Annotated in this window: 22 protein-coding genes and 1 riboswitch; of the genes, 18 read left to right on the forward strand and 4 right to left on the reverse strand. The window is 31.2% G+C overall.

Translation table 11 applies throughout. From position 1 onward, the window contains the following. Positions 1-97 precede the first annotated feature (97 nt). On the reverse strand, positions 98-346 hold the full coding sequence (locus MUA60_RS07315; RefSeq protein ID WP_025904960.1) for a DUF2626 family protein: 249 nt from the start codon (positions 344-346) through the stop codon (positions 98-100). A 153-nt stretch (positions 347-499) separates the two neighbouring features. Between MUA60_RS07315 and comGA the strand changes: the two genes are divergently transcribed. The 10 genes from comGA to gcvPB all read left to right on the forward strand — a co-directional run bounded on the left by comGA (position 500) and on the right by gcvPB (position 8,693). Then, entirely contained in the window at positions 500-1,402 is a 903-nt protein-coding gene (gene comGA, locus MUA60_RS07320; protein ID WP_262650468.1) for a competence type IV pilus ATPase ComGA, read from the forward strand. After that, positions 1,392-2,432, forward strand: a complete 1,041-nt coding sequence (comGB, locus tag MUA60_RS07325) for a competence type IV pilus assembly protein ComGB (protein WP_262650469.1) — start codon at positions 1,392-1,394, stop codon at positions 2,430-2,432. The genes comGA and comGB overlap by 11 nt, the downstream gene beginning before the upstream one ends. 15 nt (positions 2,433-2,447) lie before the next feature. Continuing rightward, complete coding sequence (gene comGC, locus MUA60_RS07330) at positions 2,448-2,765, forward strand: competence type IV pilus major pilin ComGC (protein WP_037588275.1); 318 nt, start codon at positions 2,448-2,450, stop codon at positions 2,763-2,765. 28 nt (positions 2,766-2,793) lie between these two features. After that, positions 2,794-3,192, forward strand: coding sequence for a prepilin-type cleavage/methylation domain-containing protein (locus MUA60_RS07335; protein WP_262650599.1), 399 nt, complete (start codon positions 2,794-2,796; stop codon positions 3,190-3,192). Beyond that, positions 3,176-3,457, forward strand: coding sequence for a competence type IV pilus minor pilin ComGE (comGE, locus tag MUA60_RS07340; RefSeq protein WP_262650471.1), 282 nt, complete (start codon positions 3,176-3,178; stop codon positions 3,455-3,457). Before MUA60_RS07335 ends, comGE begins: the two co-directional genes overlap by 17 nt. Beyond that, a complete protein-coding gene (locus MUA60_RS07345) occupies positions 3,432-3,866 on the forward strand; it encodes a competence type IV pilus minor pilin ComGF (RefSeq protein WP_262650473.1) in 435 nt (144 codons plus the stop codon). Before comGE ends, MUA60_RS07345 begins: the two co-directional genes overlap by 26 nt. A gap of 234 nt (positions 3,867-4,100) precedes the next feature. Beyond that, on the forward strand, positions 4,101-4,589 hold the full coding sequence (locus tag MUA60_RS07350) for a shikimate kinase (RefSeq protein WP_262650475.1): 489 nt from the start codon (positions 4,101-4,103) through the stop codon (positions 4,587-4,589). A 16-nt stretch (positions 4,590-4,605) separates the two neighbouring features. After that, positions 4,606-4,701, forward strand: a riboswitch (glycine riboswitch). An 80-nt stretch (positions 4,702-4,781) separates the two neighbouring features. Beyond that, positions 4,782-5,870 (forward strand): glycine cleavage system aminomethyltransferase GcvT, encoded by a 1,089-nt coding sequence (gene gcvT, locus MUA60_RS07355; protein WP_262650600.1) that lies wholly within the window; start codon positions 4,782-4,784, stop codon positions 5,868-5,870. 11 nt (positions 5,871-5,881) lie between these two features. Next, positions 5,882-7,225 (forward strand): aminomethyl-transferring glycine dehydrogenase subunit GcvPA, encoded by a 1,344-nt coding sequence (gene gcvPA, locus MUA60_RS07360; protein ID WP_262650476.1) that lies wholly within the window; start codon positions 5,882-5,884, stop codon positions 7,223-7,225. Next, complete coding sequence (gene gcvPB / locus MUA60_RS07365) at positions 7,218-8,693, forward strand: aminomethyl-transferring glycine dehydrogenase subunit GcvPB (RefSeq protein WP_262650477.1); 1,476 nt, start codon at positions 7,218-7,220, stop codon at positions 8,691-8,693. The genes gcvPA and gcvPB overlap by 8 nt, the downstream gene beginning before the upstream one ends. Positions 8,694-8,737: 44 nt before the next feature. Here the strand turns inward: gcvPB and MUA60_RS07370 are convergent, their stop codons facing one another. Continuing rightward, a complete protein-coding gene (locus MUA60_RS07370) occupies positions 8,738-9,118 on the reverse strand; it encodes a rhodanese-like domain-containing protein (RefSeq protein ID WP_262650478.1) in 381 nt (126 codons plus the stop codon). A 120-nt stretch (positions 9,119-9,238) separates the two neighbouring features. Here MUA60_RS07370 and MUA60_RS07375 point away from each other — a divergent pair, with 120 nt between their 5' ends. Further along, positions 9,239-10,069: a lipoate--protein ligase family protein gene (locus tag MUA60_RS07375; protein WP_262650479.1), complete on the forward strand. Its 831-nt coding sequence runs from the start codon at positions 9,239-9,241 to the stop codon at positions 10,067-10,069. 27 nt (positions 10,070-10,096) lie between these two features. Here MUA60_RS07375 and MUA60_RS07380 read toward each other — a convergent pair whose 3' ends face one another. Together MUA60_RS07380 and MUA60_RS07385 are read right to left on the reverse strand one after the other, a co-directional pair. Continuing rightward, positions 10,097-10,309 carry an SA1362 family protein gene (locus MUA60_RS07380; protein WP_025904948.1) on the reverse strand — a complete coding sequence of 71 codons (213 nt, stop codon included), beginning with the start codon at positions 10,307-10,309 and terminating at the stop codon, positions 10,097-10,099. Positions 10,310-10,364: 55 nt separating this feature from the next. Beyond that, positions 10,365-10,955: a hypothetical protein gene (locus tag MUA60_RS07385; protein ID WP_262650480.1), complete on the reverse strand. Its 591-nt coding sequence runs from the start codon at positions 10,953-10,955 to the stop codon at positions 10,365-10,367. Between the two features lie 99 nt (positions 10,956-11,054). Between MUA60_RS07385 and MUA60_RS07390 the strand changes: the two genes are divergently transcribed. From MUA60_RS07390 to xseA, 7 genes are all read left to right on the forward strand, one after another. Then, positions 11,055-12,110 (forward strand): M24 family metallopeptidase, encoded by a 1,056-nt coding sequence (locus MUA60_RS07390; RefSeq protein WP_262650481.1) that lies wholly within the window; start codon positions 11,055-11,057, stop codon positions 12,108-12,110. A gap of 25 nt (positions 12,111-12,135) precedes the next feature. Next, positions 12,136-12,693 carry an elongation factor P gene (gene efp / locus MUA60_RS07395; protein ID WP_025904945.1) on the forward strand — a complete coding sequence of 186 codons (558 nt, stop codon included), beginning with the start codon at positions 12,136-12,138 and terminating at the stop codon, positions 12,691-12,693. A 181-nt stretch (positions 12,694-12,874) separates the two neighbouring features. Beyond that, a complete protein-coding gene (gene accB / locus MUA60_RS07400) occupies positions 12,875-13,324 on the forward strand; it encodes an acetyl-CoA carboxylase biotin carboxyl carrier protein (RefSeq protein ID WP_262650482.1) in 450 nt (149 codons plus the stop codon). A 1-nt stretch (position 13,325) separates the two neighbouring features. Beyond that, positions 13,326-14,684: an acetyl-CoA carboxylase biotin carboxylase subunit gene (accC, locus tag MUA60_RS07405; RefSeq protein WP_262650483.1), complete on the forward strand. Its 1,359-nt coding sequence runs from the start codon at positions 13,326-13,328 to the stop codon at positions 14,682-14,684. A 12-nt stretch (positions 14,685-14,696) separates the two neighbouring features. Then, positions 14,697-15,056, forward strand: coding sequence for an Asp23/Gls24 family envelope stress response protein (locus MUA60_RS07410; protein WP_025904942.1), 360 nt, complete (start codon positions 14,697-14,699; stop codon positions 15,054-15,056). Positions 15,057-15,112: 56 nt separating this feature from the next. Then, on the forward strand, positions 15,113-15,505 hold the full coding sequence (nusB, locus tag MUA60_RS07415; RefSeq protein WP_262650484.1) for a transcription antitermination factor NusB: 393 nt from the start codon (positions 15,113-15,115) through the stop codon (positions 15,503-15,505). A 12-nt stretch (positions 15,506-15,517) separates the two neighbouring features. Then, entirely contained in the window at positions 15,518-16,843 is a 1,326-nt protein-coding gene (gene xseA / locus MUA60_RS07420; RefSeq protein WP_262650485.1) for an exodeoxyribonuclease VII large subunit, read from the forward strand. The last annotated feature ends 1 nt before the right edge of the window (position 16,844 follow it).

Raw genomic sequence — 16,844 nt, forward strand, 5'->3', positions numbered from 1 at the left:
ATATTAATCCATATAAAAAAACAAACTGAACTTATAAATTTAAGTTCAGTTTGTCCACAGTCTGAAAGAAGCATTACACGTTTGTGTAATGCTTCTTTTAATGATGTGCTCCAAAACTTGGCTCTAATAAGAATGTAGAATAATATGTAAATCCAACAAAACATAATACTAAATAAATTGCGAATATATACATATACATTCTTTCTGTTAATTTTAAGTATCCCAACAATACGAAAAATCCAGTTTGTGCTAAGAAGAAATATGCCATCATGTCCATACCGCCGACATAAAACATCGTAGCAAAAATAGCAGTCCAGAAGCCTAGAGTTTTATAAACTTTATCCATCTTCTTAAGAACCCCCTCTGTGTTTACTTTCTTATTCATATTTAATTATAAAGTTACTCTATACAAAAGTAAATAGCATTTTAACGCAAATTCATAAGCATTAAACAAGTAATTTTGGTAATTGGAAGCGTTTATATATATTAGGAGGAGATTATGGAGAAATTATTTAAGTCAATTATTAACGATGCTGTCAATTCTAATGCGAGTGATATTCATTTTGTACCTTTAAACGATGATAAAGTCTTTGTTCAAATGAGGATAAATGGCGATAATACACCTTATGATTTAAATCTAGACTTTAAATTGTATAGTAGGCTACTCATTTATATGAAATTTATCGCGCATCTTGATGTAAGTGAACGTAATAAAGCACAAAGTGGTCAATATTTATTTGAACATGAGATTCAATACTATTTAAGAATTTCTACAATACCAATCAGTTTAGGGATAGAATCTAGTTCCATTAGAATAACCCCTCAACATTTTAATCACTCACATGGAAAATCAGAAGAGCAATCATATATCGTTCTACAAAATAGAATGTATCAATCTGAAGGGTTATTTCTATTTACGGGACCAACTGGATCAGGTAAGACGACATTAATGTATGAATTGATGTATACATTAAAGAAAGAGAAGAATAAACATATTATTACAATTGAAGATCCTGTAGAACAAACATTAAATGGCATTGTCCAAGTTTCAGTCAATGAAAAAGCTAACATAACTTATCAACAATCTTTTAAAGCCATTTTAAGATGTGATCCTGACGTTATTATGATTGGGGAGATAAGAGATGATGTTACTGCTAAGCAAGTTGTTCAGGCAAGTTTAAGTGGTCATTTAGTGCTTTCAACTATGCATGCTAGTGATACAATCGGGGTAATCCACCGACTAATTGAACTAGGTGTAACAGTTGAACAAATTAAACAAGGTATTTCATGTATCACGAACCAACGTCTTGTGAAGAAAAATGATGAAACAAGAACATTAGATATGTCATATATTTTTAAAGATGACATTATTAAATATATGGAGAATGATTATGAAACGTAAGAAAAATGTATTAAAAAAAGATCAAGTATTATATTTAACACGACTGTTAGATATGTTGAAACAAGGTTTCACTTTACTAGAAGCTATTCAATTACTGTCTGATCAATTCATACAACTTAAAAAGCATAATTTAAATACTACTGCTTGTGAAATTGTTAAAGAGACTGGTCAATTACATGAAATACTTAAACTGTTTAATTATCCGCAAGTTATTATTACTCAAATATACTTTGGTGAACAATATGGTAATTTGAATGAAACGTTAGAACACTCTATTCTATATTTAAAAAAGATTGAACAAGTTAAACAAAGATTTATAAAAACAATTCAATATCCCGCTTTATTATTCAGCATCTTTTTTATGTTACTTGCTGTTGTAAATCAAACCATTATTCCTCAATTCACAGAAATTTATGCTTCAATGAATGTAGAAATTTCTACTTCGTTACGTATTATCACGACAATATTTTCATATTTACCAACTACTATTTTTTCTTTAGTCCTCATTTTATTCCTCGTTTATCTTATCAGTTATATGAATTTTATGGATAAAGAAATGGCTCGTAAAATAGCAATATACCAGAAAATTCCAATCATCAATCGTTACATTACGATGTATAACTCATATCGTATATCTAGAGATTTTTCCTTTTTTATTCAAAATGGTATCACCCTTACTAAAATAATTGAAATATATATGTTGCAAACTAAAGATGATTTTTTGAAATATATTGGATATTCTATTAATCAATCATTAGGTTCTGGTATGACATTTCCAAATTCCATTAAGAAGTTAGGGTGCTTTGAATCTAATTTCATACACTATATCAATCACGGAGAAAATAAATCTAAATTAGATTTAGAACTTTATTATTACAGTCTTTTTATGCTGGACACACTAGAAAAGACTTTCTTAAAACATCTCAAATGGATACAACCAGTCGTATTTGGTGTTCTAGCTTTATTAATCGTAACGCTATATTTAATTATCATTCTACCGATGCTGCAAATGGTAGAAGGTATAAAGTGAAAGGAATGTATTAAAATGAAAAGATTTAAATTTTTAAGTAAAAAAGAAGGATTTACATTGGTTGAAATGTTAATTGTTCTTTTAATTATAAGTATATTATTGGTGATCATCATACCAAACATAAGTAAGCAATCAGAGACGGTAAAAAGTACTGGATGCCAAGCTCAAGTGAAGATGGTTGCTGGGCAAGTAGAAGCTTATACATTGAAGCACGATGCTAAACCAAATTCTATAAATGATTTAGTAAGTGATGGTTATATTAATCAAAAGCAACTGACATGTAAATCAGGTGAAACAATTACACTTGAAAATGGTGAAGTTGTTGCACATTAATGATAATAAAGGATTTACATTGGTGGAAATGATTATTGTGTTATCCATCATCAGTATTATCTTTATGGTGACAATGTATTTATCTATAAACGCATTGGCTCGTAGTGGATTAAACAATGGCATTGATGATTTTGAAACGAAGCTAGAGTTCTTAGAAACGAAATCTCTATCTCAAAAGCAACCTATATTAGTTTGGTTTAAACCTAATTCAGAAAAAATATTTTATCAAATTGAGAAGAATCAGATTCAAACGATTTCACTCTATAAAGGTCGTATATCTAAAAATAACCAATTTACGACATTAGTTTTTGATGGAGAGGGAAATATTAATCAATTTGGCACTTTAAAAGTGGAGTTTAACGATAAAAAGTATCATGTTATTTTCCGAATTGAGAAAGGGAGATATAGAATTGTTGAAACGACATGATGGGTATGTGTTTATAGATTTTATGTTGTCTATTTTTATCATAATGCTATTGAGTGGGACATTACTGCCTTTAGTTACAACATTAAATGAAAATATCACTCGTGAACACGATAGAATAAAGCTTTATCAAATGATCTATCAAACTGTGCAATCAAAATCTAACGAACCTAAATATGATGTAAAGAGATATAAATATTTAGAGTTTAATACAAAAGTTTGTATGAAAGATGAATTAAAAAATGAAAAAATATGTATTGAAAAATAGTAAAGGCTTTAAGATGATAGAAATGCTACTATCATTATCTTTTTTATTAATTATATTAGCTTTAATCCCATTGCTCATTAAGAGTCTTTATTTATTTAAAGATAATGCAATGGATCATACACATTTTGAATTGATGATGTTTAGAAAAGAACTCTCCGATGAAATAAAAGAAAGTACTATAAAATTAGACAACGCTCATAACAGGATTAAATTTATAAATGAAATGCATTCAACAGAATTCACATTATTAAATGGAAAGATAATAAAAACTATAAATGGTCGAGGTAACATCACTTTGGTTAATAATGTGAAGACTTTTCAAGTAGATAAAATATCTAACGAAACATTTAAAGTAATTATTATTATAAGAAAAGGCGATAAAGAAATACATGAAGAAATTTATATCTAACGATGCTGGTTTTATTTTACCGTTATTACTTGGAATATTATTTATTTATAGTTCCTTTTTGTCATTTTACTTAGTACAATATAGCTTTAAGCTTAATACTTATCACAATTTAGAACAATACTATATACGTGAAATAAAAATTATGATAAATAAATAATTTTAAGCTTTTTATTTTCTGAATAATGAGATAGAATAAAGTTTAAGTTGAAATGAAACAACTGAGGAGTAGATTTAATGTCAATCGTATTAATTGGATTTATGGGTGTTGGCAAAACAACTATCGGAAATTTGTTGAGCGAACATTATGATAAAAGTTTAGTAGATATAGATACTTATATCGTTGAAACAACTCAATTACCAATCCCACAAATTTTTGAAAAATATGGTGAAAAACATTTTAGAGATTTAGAGTATCAAGCTTTAAAAAAATGGATTGACCAAGATGTGATTATTTCAACTGGTGGCGGTATTGTAGAATCAGAATTATGTAAAGAATTATTAAAGCAAAATGACAATACTTTTTGGCTAAAATGTGATGTCGAAACCCTATTTAATAGAATTAATTATGATAATAACAGACCGAATGCTAACGGAAAGTCATTAATTGAATTAAAAACCTTGTATTCAAAACGAGAATTAAGTTATAATGAAATCGCATTCAAGCATATTGATGCTAACAGACCTAGAGAAGTAGTTGCAAGTGAGATTATTGAATCTCTATAAGCTTAAATATTTGCGAATGATCAAAGTTAGAGAGAATGAATGGTATATTCATCGCCGAAGGAGCAAGCCAGATTTGAGTGAATCTCTCAGGCAAAAGGATAACTTTGTGACGCATTCCTGAAGAGCACTTCAACAGGGTAGCTTTCGCTACCCTGTTTTTTTATTATACATATTCAGAAGGGGAGAGATATGATGACGACAGATTTAAAACAAACACCTTTGTATCAAACTTATATAGATCAAGGTGCTAAAGTAATTGATTTTTCTGGATGGGCTTTACCAGTCCAATTTTCAAGTATTAAAGAGGAACACAATGCAGTAAGAAATCATGTTGGTATTTTTGATGTGAGTCACATGGGTGAAATTCTCGTTACAGGTGAAGAAGCGGATCAGTTTATTCAATACACTTTAACGAATGATTCAACATTATTAACGGATAGTAAAGCTCAATATACAACACTATGTACCCAAGATGGTGGCGTAATTGATGATTTAGTTGTTTATAAATTAGACGACAAAGTTTATTTCTTAGTTGTCAATGCTGGTAATACAGATAAAGATTTCGAATGGTTAAAATCAATTAAAGATTTTAATGTAAATGTTGAAAATAAATCTTCTGAATATGGCCAATTAGCAATCCAAGGTCCAGAAGCACGCGAATTAATTCAAAAATTAGTAACTGATGGTGTATCAGAAATGAAGATGTTTGAATTCAAACAAAATGTAACACTATTCGGGAAAGAAGTTATATTATCTCAATCTGGTTACACGGGTGAAGATGGATTCGAAGTTTATTGTGATGCTGCAGATACAAAAGCTATTTGGGATGGTTTTATAAACGAAAATGTTGTTCCATGTGGTCTTGGCGCACGCGATACACTAAGACTTGAGGCTGCATTACCATTACATGGCCAAGATTTATCTGAACAAATCACACCATATGAAGCTGGTATTGGATTTGCTGTTAAACCATTAATTGAAGATGACTTTATTGGCAAAGATGTATTGAAAGCTCAAAAAGAAAATGGTGCTCCAAGAAAATCAATCGGTATAGAAATGATTGACAAAGGCATACCAAGAACAGATTATGCAATTCTGGATACTGATGGTAATGAAATTGGTTATGTAACTTCTGGAACACAGTCTCCTTCAACTGGTAAATCAATTGCTATGGGATTAATTGAGAAGGATGCATTTGAATTAGATAAAGAAATTTTAATACAAGTTAGAAAAAGACAAGTAAAAGCTAAAATTGTTAAAAAATCATCATTTAAATCATAGGAGTGAATAAAATGGGTCACCGCTATATACCTTTAACTGAAAAAGATAAATCTGAAATGTTGGATGTCATTGGTATTCAATCTGTAGATGAATTATTTACGGATATACCTGAATCTGTAAGGTTTAATAAACCGTTAAATATTAAAGAAAAGAAAGCTGAAACGCCTTTATTACGTGAACTATCTCAAATTGCGAATAAAAATATCACAAGTGAAACACATGCTTCATTTTTAGGCGCGGGCGTATATGATCACTATATTCCAACTGTTGTAGATCATGTTATTTCTCGTTCAGAATTTTATACTGCTTATACACCTTATCAACCAGAAATTTCACAAGGTGAATTACAAGCTATTTTTGAATTTCAAACTTTAATTTGCGAACTAACTGGTATGGATGTAGCCAATTCATCTATGTACGATGGTGGAACTGCTTTTGCTGAGGCTGCTGTTCTTGCAGCAGGTCATACTAAGAAGTCAAAAGTAATTGTATCTAAATCTGTACATTATCAATCTATAGAAGTACTTAAAACATATACAAAAGCACAAGATATTGAAGTAGTTGAAGTTGATTTAGACGGTACTGTAACGGACTTAGAAAAGTTGAAAGCAGTTATCGATGACGACACTGCGGCAGTATGTGTTCAATATCCTAACTTCTTTGGTTCTTTAGAAGACTTAGAGGCAATTAAACAATTAATTGAAGATAAAAAAGCTTTATTTATCGTATCAAGCAATCCTTTATCACTTGGTTTAATTACACCTCCTGGAGAATTCGGTGCTGATATTGTTGTTGGTGATGCACAAGTGTTCGGTATTCCAGCACAATATGGTGGACCTCATTGTGGTTATTTTGCATCTACTAAGAAACTTATGAGAAAACTACCAGGACGTTTAGTTGGTCAAACTCAAGATGAAGATGGCAATAGAGGCTTTGTTCTTACGTTACAAGCACGTGAACAACATATTAGAAGAGATAAAGCGACATCAAATATTTGTTCTAACCAAGCTCTAAATGCATTAGCAGCATCAGTTTGTATGAGTGCTTTAGGTAAGAATGGTGTGTTTGAAATGGCTAAACTTAACATGGAAAAGACAACTTACATGAAACAAAAAATGCAAGATTCTGGATTTGATGTGTTAGAAGGTATATCATTTAACGAATTTGTTGTTAAATTTAACAAACCTATTAGTGAAATCAACGCTGAATTACTAGATGAAGGTATTATTGGTGGATTTGACTTAGGTTTCATAGACGAAGCATTCAACAATCATATGTTAATTGCAGTAACAGAATTAAGAACAAAAGAAGAAATCGACACATTTATCAAAAAAGTAGGTGAATACAGTGCGTAAACCATCAAGCGAATTAATATTTGAAAGATCTAGAAAAGATAGATTTGCATATTCTTTACCTGAAAAAGATGTTGAAACACAAGATGTTCAAAATCTTTTAGGAGATAAATTTACAAGAAAACAAAAAGCAGAATTACCTGAAGTTAGTGAATTAGATTTAATGCGCCATTACACTGAATTATCTAATAAAAACCATGGTGTAGATACTGGATTCTATCCTTTAGGTTCATGTACGATGAAATACAATCCTAAAATCAATGAAAAAGTCGCTAGAATGTCAGGCTTTGCAAACGCACATCCATTACAAGATGTTTCAACTGTACAAGGTTCATTAGAAATCATTTATGATTTACAAGAACATTTAAAAGAAATTACGGGTATGGATGAAGTAACTCTTCAACCAGCAGCAGGTGCGCACGGTGAATGGACTGCTTTATTAATGATTAAAGCTTTCCACGAATCAAATGGCGATTTCAATAGAACGAAAGTTATCGTTCCAGACTCAGCTCACGGTACGAATCCAGCTTCTGCAAAAGTAGCTGGTTTCGATACAGTAACTGTAAAATCTAATGAAAAAGGATTAGTTGATATCGAAGACTTAAAACGTGTAGTTGGAGACGACACAGCTGCTATCATGTTAACAAATCCTAACACATTAGGTTTATTTGAAGAAGATATTTTAGAAATCAGAGAAATCGTACACCAAGCAGGTGGTAAACTGTATTACGATGGTGCTAACTTAAATGCAATTATGAGTAAAGTTAGACCTGGTGATATGGGATTTGACGCTGTTCACTTAAACTTACACAAAACATTCACAGGACCTCATGGAGGCGGTGGACCTGGTTCAGGACCAGTCGGTGTTAAAGCAGATTTAGTACCATTTTTACCAAAACCAACAGTAGTTAAAGAAAATGATACATTTAAATTCGAACATGACATGCCCCAATCTATCGGAAGAGTTAAACCATTCTTCGGTAACTTCGGTATCTATTTAAGAGCATATACTTATATTAGAACGATGGGACCAGATGGATTAAAAGCAGTTTCAGAAACAGCTGTATTAAATGCTAATTATATGTTGAGAAGATTACAAGATCACTTTGACACACCATATACACAACACTGTAAACACGAATTCGTAATCAGTGGTTCAAGACAGAAAAAACTTGGTGTAAGAACATTGGATATTGCAAAACGTCTCTTAGACTTTAACTTCCATCCACCAACAATTTACTTCCCAATCAACGTGGAAGAATGTATGATGATTGAGCCAACAGAAACAGAATCTAAAGAAACTTTAGATGCATTCTGTGATACGCTCATTCAAATTGCTAAAGAAGCAGAAGAAACACCAGAAGTTGTATTAGAAGCACCACATACAACTGTCATTGGCCGATTAGATGAAACACAAGCAGCAAGAAAACCAGTACTTAAATTCGAATTACTAAAAGAAGAAAAAGCATAATAAAAAGCGTCTTGGTCGTATTTAACGATTAAGACGCTTTAATATTATTTAGATTTAACTTTACCAGTCCATTTTTTATAGCCGCCTTTAAGCATGAATAATTCAGTGTAACCTTTTTTCTTCATCGTTCTAGCAGCTCTATAACTTGCTACGCCATTTGTGTCGCAAAAATATATAGGTTGGTCTTTACGTAAACCTTGATATCTTGTACGAAATACACTCATCGGTATATTTCTTGCCCCGATAATATGACCATAGTCAAAATCAGTCTTTTCACGCAAGTCTATAACTTGTGCCTTTCTTAATCCCTTATGGAATTCATTTTGATCTAATTCTTTTACTGCGCGCTTATTTAATGAATAGTTAATTGCCATATAAATGATAATCAAGACTAGGACTATGAGCGCGATATACCAATAATTCATGGTCTGATTCCTCCCAATTCAAGTCGATACCCTTATTATAAGATTTCTTGTGAGATTTATCAAAATATTTTTGCTAAAATAGAAAAGTACATAAGAATTAATTGAATAGGAGTTTTAATTGTGAAAGAAACTTGGCACTTTATAAACACGAAATCGAATAATCCATATTATAATATGGCAGTTGATGAAGCACTTATGAATTTTGTGAGTAGAGGAGAAATCGATCCTGTTATTAGATTTTACACATGGGATCCAGCTACGTTATCAATTGGATATTTTCAAAAACTAACTAAAGAAATTGATATTGAAAAAGTAAAAGAAAAAGGTTTTGGACTTGTAAGACGTGCTACAGGAGGTAGAGGTGTCTTACACGATAAAGAGTTAACTTATAGCGTCATCGTTCCAGAATCGCATCCAAATATGCCTAAAACGGTTACTGAAGCTTATAGAGTCATTTCTGAAGGTTTGTTAGAAGGTTTTAAATCGTTAGGGTTTGATGCATACTTTTCAATTCCAAAGACTAAAGAAAAAAGAGATAAACTTAAGACACCACGTAGTTCAGTATGTTTTGATGCGCCAAGTTGGTATGAACTTGTAGTAGAAGATAGAAAAATAGCAGGAAGTGCCCAAACACGTCAAAAAGGCGTTATCTTGCAACACGGTTCAATTTTACAAGATATAGATGTTGATGAATTGTTCGATATGTTTATATATAGAAACGATCGACTAAAAGATAAAATGAAAGCTGCATTTACAGATAAAGCAGTTGCTATCAATGATTTATCAGATAAATACATCACTTTAGAAGAAATGGAAACAGCATTTTATGAAGGATTCAAGAAAGGTTTAGATATAGAATATAAACCACTTGAATTTACCGAAGAACAGCTTGCTGAAATTAAACAATTAGAAGAAAAATATAAATCAGAAGAATGGACTTATAGAAAGTAAAAAAAGAGACTTCAATAGTCTCTTTTTTTATCTATTTCTACGCTTTTGTTTGCGCATGGCTTTTTTATATTTTCGTTGATCTGGCGTTAAAAAGAAGAAATAGTAAATTAGATAGATGATTAATCCGAATATGATAAATGAGACAATCATACGAATGAAGCCCATGATAAAGAAATCAAGATTCATAATTAATCCAAAAACTGCTATAGCAATAATTAAATAGAATAAAACGTTTTTCATAAAATCTCACCTTAAATTATTAGTCTATTTAATATAGCACATTTTATGTATAATCTCACTCAATTTGACCTATCTCTTTGTCTAATCCATGAAGTTCATCAATTGCTTTTTGAACATCTTTTTTATCCTTTTTATTGTAGGCATCACTTAAATCTTTAAACACTTTTTCAAAGCTTGTTGATAGCTTTAGCATGCTTTTATGAAGAGATTTATAATCTTTAGGAAGAGATTTACCTTTCATTTCATCTTTATATCTATCTGTAATATTTTCTTGATTGTGATAAATATTTTCTAATTCATTTTTAGTATGTTCATCATCGAATTTTGAAGTTACATTTTTCTTGATTTTGTTATAACTCGCAATATTCGTTTTCGTTTCATTTACAAATTTTGTAGATGACTTTAAATATTGAGTTGTAAACTGGTTAGACGACTCTTGTTCATTTTTTTTAATTTTGCTTTTAACACTATTTTCTTTTTGTTTATATGTTTTGTTTTTATCTTCTAAATCTAATACTTCTTGTTTTAATTTTCGATTATCACTTTTTAATGATGACTTCTTTTCTTCAAGTTGTTGAACTTTATCATTTCCACACGCAGATAAGACAACTGTACTTGCCATGATTGTTATAATTGTTTTTCTCATGTTTATTTACTCCCAATGTTTTACTCTGAAAAAATTTCGATATGTATGATATTATTTTAATGTATATAGATTTAATGTACAAATAGAAAGGGGATAATTATGAAAATTAATAAATTAAGAGAAGTCATGAATCAAAAAGGTCTTGAAGCAGTTGTAATTCTATCAGCGTATAACAGAAGATATCTTTCTGGATTTACAGGGACAAGTGGTAGTCTACTAATTACACAAGATAAATCCCTTTTAATTACAGACTTTAGATACATTCAACAAGCGAATGATCAAGCTCAAGATTTTGAAGTTATTAATCAAGAAGGACCAATGTTAGGTAAGATTAATGAACTGATAAAAGAAGTTCAATATAAAAAAGTTGGCGTTGAAACACATTTAATTACTTATAATGAATATCAAGCATTAAATACAGATGCAGTTGAACTTGCTTCTATTGAAGGTGTTATTGAGACAATCAGAATGATTAAAGACGAATTTGAAATTAAACAAATTCAAAAAGCAGCTGACATTGTAGATGAAACATATGAACACATTTTAAATTGGGTTAAACCAGGCATGACTGAAAATGATGTGAATAATGAAATGGAAATGTTCATGAGAAGTAAAGGAGCAACATGTTCTTCATTTGATACGATTGTTGCTTCTGGGCACCGTGGTGCATTACCGCATGGTGTAGCAAGTAATAAAGTTATCGAAGAAGGAGATATGATTACTTTAGACTTCGGTGCACTATATGAAGGATACGTTAGTGATGTTACGAGAACATTTGCAATTGGTGAACCTAAAGAAGAAATGAAGAAAATCTATAATATAGTTTTAGAAGCACAATTAGCTGCTTTAGAACAAATTAAACCGGGGATGACTGGTAAAGAGGCAGATACAATTGCAAGAGACGTTATTAAAAGTTATGGATATGGAGAACAATTTGGCCATTCATTAGGACATGGCATTGGGTTAGAAGTACATGAAGGTCCAGCATTATCTCAAAAATCTGATATCGTACTTGAAGAAAATATGTGTATCACATTAGAACCAGGTATTTATGTAGATGGTTTAGGTGGCGTTAGAATAGAAGATGACGTATTAGTTACAAAAAATGGCTTACAGCGCTTTACTAAATCTTCAAAAGACCTTATTATTTTATAAGAAGGTATAAATAGGAGGAAAATGAATGATTTCAGTTAATGATTTTAAAACAGGTTTAACAATTAAAGTTGATAATGGTATTTGGAAAGTTATGGACTTCCAACACGTAAAACCAGGTAAAGGTGCGGCATTCGTACGTTCTAAATTAAGAAACTTAAGAACTGGTGCAATCCAAGAGAAAACTTTTAGAGCCGGTGAAAAAGTTGAAAAAGCTCAAATCGATAATCGTCGTATGCAATATCTATATGCTAATGGTGATAGCCATGTGTTCATGGATAACGAAACTTACGATCAACTAGAATTACCTGGTGATAAACTAGAATATGAACTTAAATTTATTAAAGAAAACATGGAAGTTCAAATCCAATCTTACGAAGGTGAAACAATTGGTATTGAATTACCAAATACAGTTACACTTCAAGTAACAGAAACTGAACCTGGTATTAAAGGTGATACAGCAACTGGTGCAACTAAACAAGCTACAGTTGAAACAGGTTATAGTTTAAACGTACCGTTATTTGTTAATGAAGGTGATTTACTTGTCATTAACACTACTGACGGAAGCTACGTATCAAGAGGTTAATATTAAACATTAAAATGAGGCCGGGACAGTAACTTGTGTCCTGGCCTCAATCATTTTAGTTAAATTAGGAATGTATCTTATTTACATTTATAATTAAATATTAAAATCTCTTGAATTGGTATGACCACTAAAGTAAAATGTATGAAGTGTAACGTATTAGAATTTAAAAGGAGTTTTTCAAATGAACTTAAAACAAATTAAAGAACTAGTTGATGTGTTAGATAATTCTTCTTTAACTGAAATTGATATTAATGATAAAGATTTTAAACTAACTTTAAAAAAAGATATTAAACAAGAAATCATTTATAGCCAAGGGGCAACAAATGTCGTTGCAGAACAACCACAACAAGCAACTCAAGCTGCACCACAACAAAATGTTGAACAAGAAGCACCAAGTGGTGTAACAATTAATGCGCCAATGGTTGGTACATTCTATAAATCACCATCTCCTGATGAAGGTCCATACGTTCAAGTAGGTTCACGTGTTGAAGTTGATACAACTGTATGTATTTTAGAAGCAATGAAATTATTTAATGAAATTCAAGCAGAAGTTTCTGGTGAAATCACTGAAATATTAGTTGAAGACGGACAAATGGTAGAGTATGGCCAACCGTTATTCAAGGTGAAGTAATATGAAAAAAGTATTAATTGCAAATAGAGGGGAAATTGCAGTAAGAATCATTAGAGCTTGTAGAGAATTAGACATACAAACGGTCGCAATTTATTCAGAAGCTGATAAAGATGCATTACATACTCAAATAGCAGATGAAGCTTATTGTGTTGGACCGACACAATCTAAAGATTCATACCTTCACGTTCCTAATATTATTTCAATTGCTAAATCAACAGGTTGTGACGGTATCCATCCCGGATATGGATTCTTAGCCGAAAATAGTGATTTTGCTGAAATGTGTGAAGCATGCCAAATTAAATTTATTGGACCTAGTTATCAATCTATTCAGAAGATGGGTATTAAAGACGTTGCGAAAGAAGAAATGATCAAAGCGAACGTTCCTGTTGTACCTGGTAGTGATGGTTTAGTAGATACAGTAAGAATTGCAAAGAAATGTGCGAAGAAAATTGGATATCCCGTTATTATTAAAGCTACTGCCGGTGGTGGTGGTAAAGGTATCAGAATTGCACGTAATGAAGAAGAGCTTGTAACAGGCTTTAGAATGACACAACAAGAAGCTGAAACAGCATTTGGTAACAAAGGTTTATACTTAGAAAAGTTCATCGAAAACTTTAGACATATTGAAATTCAAGTAATGGGTGATTCAGAAGGTAATGTTATACATCTTGGTGAACGTGATTGTACGATCCAAAGACGTATGCAAAAATTAGTAGAAGAATCGCCATCACCAGTCCTTTCTGAAGAAATGCGTATAGAAATGGGTGAAGCGGCTATTAGAGCAGCTAAAGCTGTTAATTATGAAAATGCTGGTACAATTGAATTTATTTATGATTTAGATGCTGAAACGTTCTATTTCATGGAAATGAATACGCGTATTCAAGTAGAACATCCTGTTACTGAGATGGTTACTGGAATGGATTTAGTTAAACTTCAACTAAAAGTAGCAAGTGGTGAAACATTACCTGTTACACAAGAAGAAGTTGACTTGAGTGGACATGCGATTGAATTTAGAATCAATGCAGAAAGCCCATTTAAGAATTTCATGCCATCACCAGGTAAAATTAATCAATATTTAACACCAGGTGGCTTTGGTGTGCGTATTGATTCAGCATGTTATACAGGATATACGATTCCACCTTATTACGATTCAATGGTTGCAAAGCTAATTGTTCATGGTAAAGATAGAACAGATGCAATTCAAATCGGTAAAAGAGCTTTATCAGAATTTTTAGTTGCTGGCATAGATACTACGATCCCATTCCATTTAAGATTGTTAGAAAATGATGTATTTGAGTCAGGTGATTTTAATACCAATTTCCTAGAGATTCATGATATTATAAATAATGAAGACAAATAGGGAGGGATTCAAATGGCTAAAACAATTGAAAATAAAAAGCCTTCTTTAGGTAAAATAGAGATTGCGCCAGAAGTTATTGAGGTCATTGCGAGCATTGCGACTACTGACATTAAAGGTGTATCTCATATGCAATCCGTTTTTAATAAGAATTCCTTAGAAAAATTCGGGAAAAAGAATTTTGGAAAAGGTATTAAAGTCGATATTAAAGAAGACGGCATCTACATTAATGTCTACTGTACATTTGACTACGGTACAAAAATTTCTGAAACAGCACGTAAAGTACAATCAGAAATTAAACAAGCATTAAATACGATGACGGCATTAACACCAAAAGAAGTTAATGTACATATCGTTAATATACATTTCCAATAATAAAATGATTAATTAAGAGGATGCGTGCATCCTCTTATTCTTTGAAGGAGAAGAATATGAAAAGAACAGAACTAAGAGAGATTGTCTTTAAATCACTATATCAATTAGAAAATAACAGAACTGATTTAACAGTAGAAGAAGCGATTCAATATTTAGTAGAAGATTTTAAAGGTGAACAATATTTATACGTGAAAAATTTTGTTAAAGAAGTTATAGAGAAAAAAGACGAATTAGATGAAATTGTAAGTCCACATTTAAAAAACTGGACATTAGACCGTTTACTTAAAACTGATAGAATCATTTTAAGAATGGCAACTTATGAATTGAAATATACAGATACACCAGAAAAAGTTATATTTAATGAAGCAGTAGAAATTGCGAAAGTATACAGTGATGATGATCACTATAAATTTATTAATGGTGTATTAAGCAGTTTATCAAAAAGTTAAAGAGTGATATAAATGGATAAGTATTTATCAGTTACAGCAATAACTAAATATATCAAATATAAATTTGATCAAGATCCACATCTACTTAATGTCTTTATTAAAGGTGAAATATCAAACTTTAAAAGACATTCAAGTGGTCATCTTTACTTTGCCTTAAAAGACGATAAAGGTGTACTCAGTGCTATGATGTTTAAATCGAGCGCAAATCAATTGTCGTTTAATCCTAAAGAAGGTGACCAAGTACTAGTTGAAGGTAGAATTGGGGTTTATGAATCAAGAGGTGCTTACCAAATTTATGTTCAATCTATGCAATTAGATGGTGTTGGACTTCTATATGAAAAATTCGAAGCACTCAAAAAAGAATTAGCAGAAAAAGGTTACTTTGACCAAGAACACAAATTAAGTATACCTAAATATCCTAAGAAAATCGCTGTTTTAACAGCATCGACTGGCGCTGCAATAAGAGATATATGTTCTACTTTAGATAAGCGATATCCACTTGCAGAACAAGTGTTAATGAGCACGTTAGTTCAAGGTAAAGGAGCTAAGGATAATATCATTAACAATATCAAAGAAGCTGATTCCATGGACGTTGATGTTATTATCGTTGGTCGTGGTGGTGGATCTATTGAAGATTTATGGAGCTTCAATGAAAGAGAAGTTGTAGAAGCCATTTATCATTGTAAGACGCCTGTTATTTCAGCAGTTGGTCATGAAACTGATACGACATTAAGTGATTTTGTCAGTGATGTAAGAGCTGCAACACCGACTCAAGCTGCAGTTATTGCGACACCAGATATTAATGCGCTGTATCAACTGATTTCAAATGCTAGACAGTATTTAACAAAACATATCACGCAATCTATACAGCAAGATAAACATAAATTAAAACAACTTTCATCATATTATAAATTGAAGACCCCTACGTTGCTATATGATCAAGAAACTCAGAAGTTAGATGAATTACAAAAACAATTATCTAGAAATTTAGAACAGACTGTTACGCGTAATAATCATAAGCTGGATATCTTACAAAATAAATTGCGAATTACACCAATTTATAATAAGACTTTTCAATTTAGACAAGACTTTGATCGTTTAAATATGCTTCAAATACAGCTCGTTAATCGTATTATAAGTCAAAAAAGACAAGTGCTGACAAGCAAGTTAGCGCAACTAGATGCGTTAAGTCCGACTCAAATCATGTTGAGAGGTTATTCAATCATCGAAAAAGATGATAAAATCATTACAAGCAAAAATGATTTAAAAATTGACGATGATATTACAATCAATTTAAAAGATGGTAAAATAAATGCTAATGTTAAGGAAATTAGGTGAC

Origin of the sequence: Mammaliicoccus sciuri (genome assembly GCF_025561425.1) — a bacterium.
Taxonomy (GTDB): Bacteria; Bacillota; Bacilli; order Staphylococcales; family Staphylococcaceae; genus Mammaliicoccus; species Mammaliicoccus sciuri_A.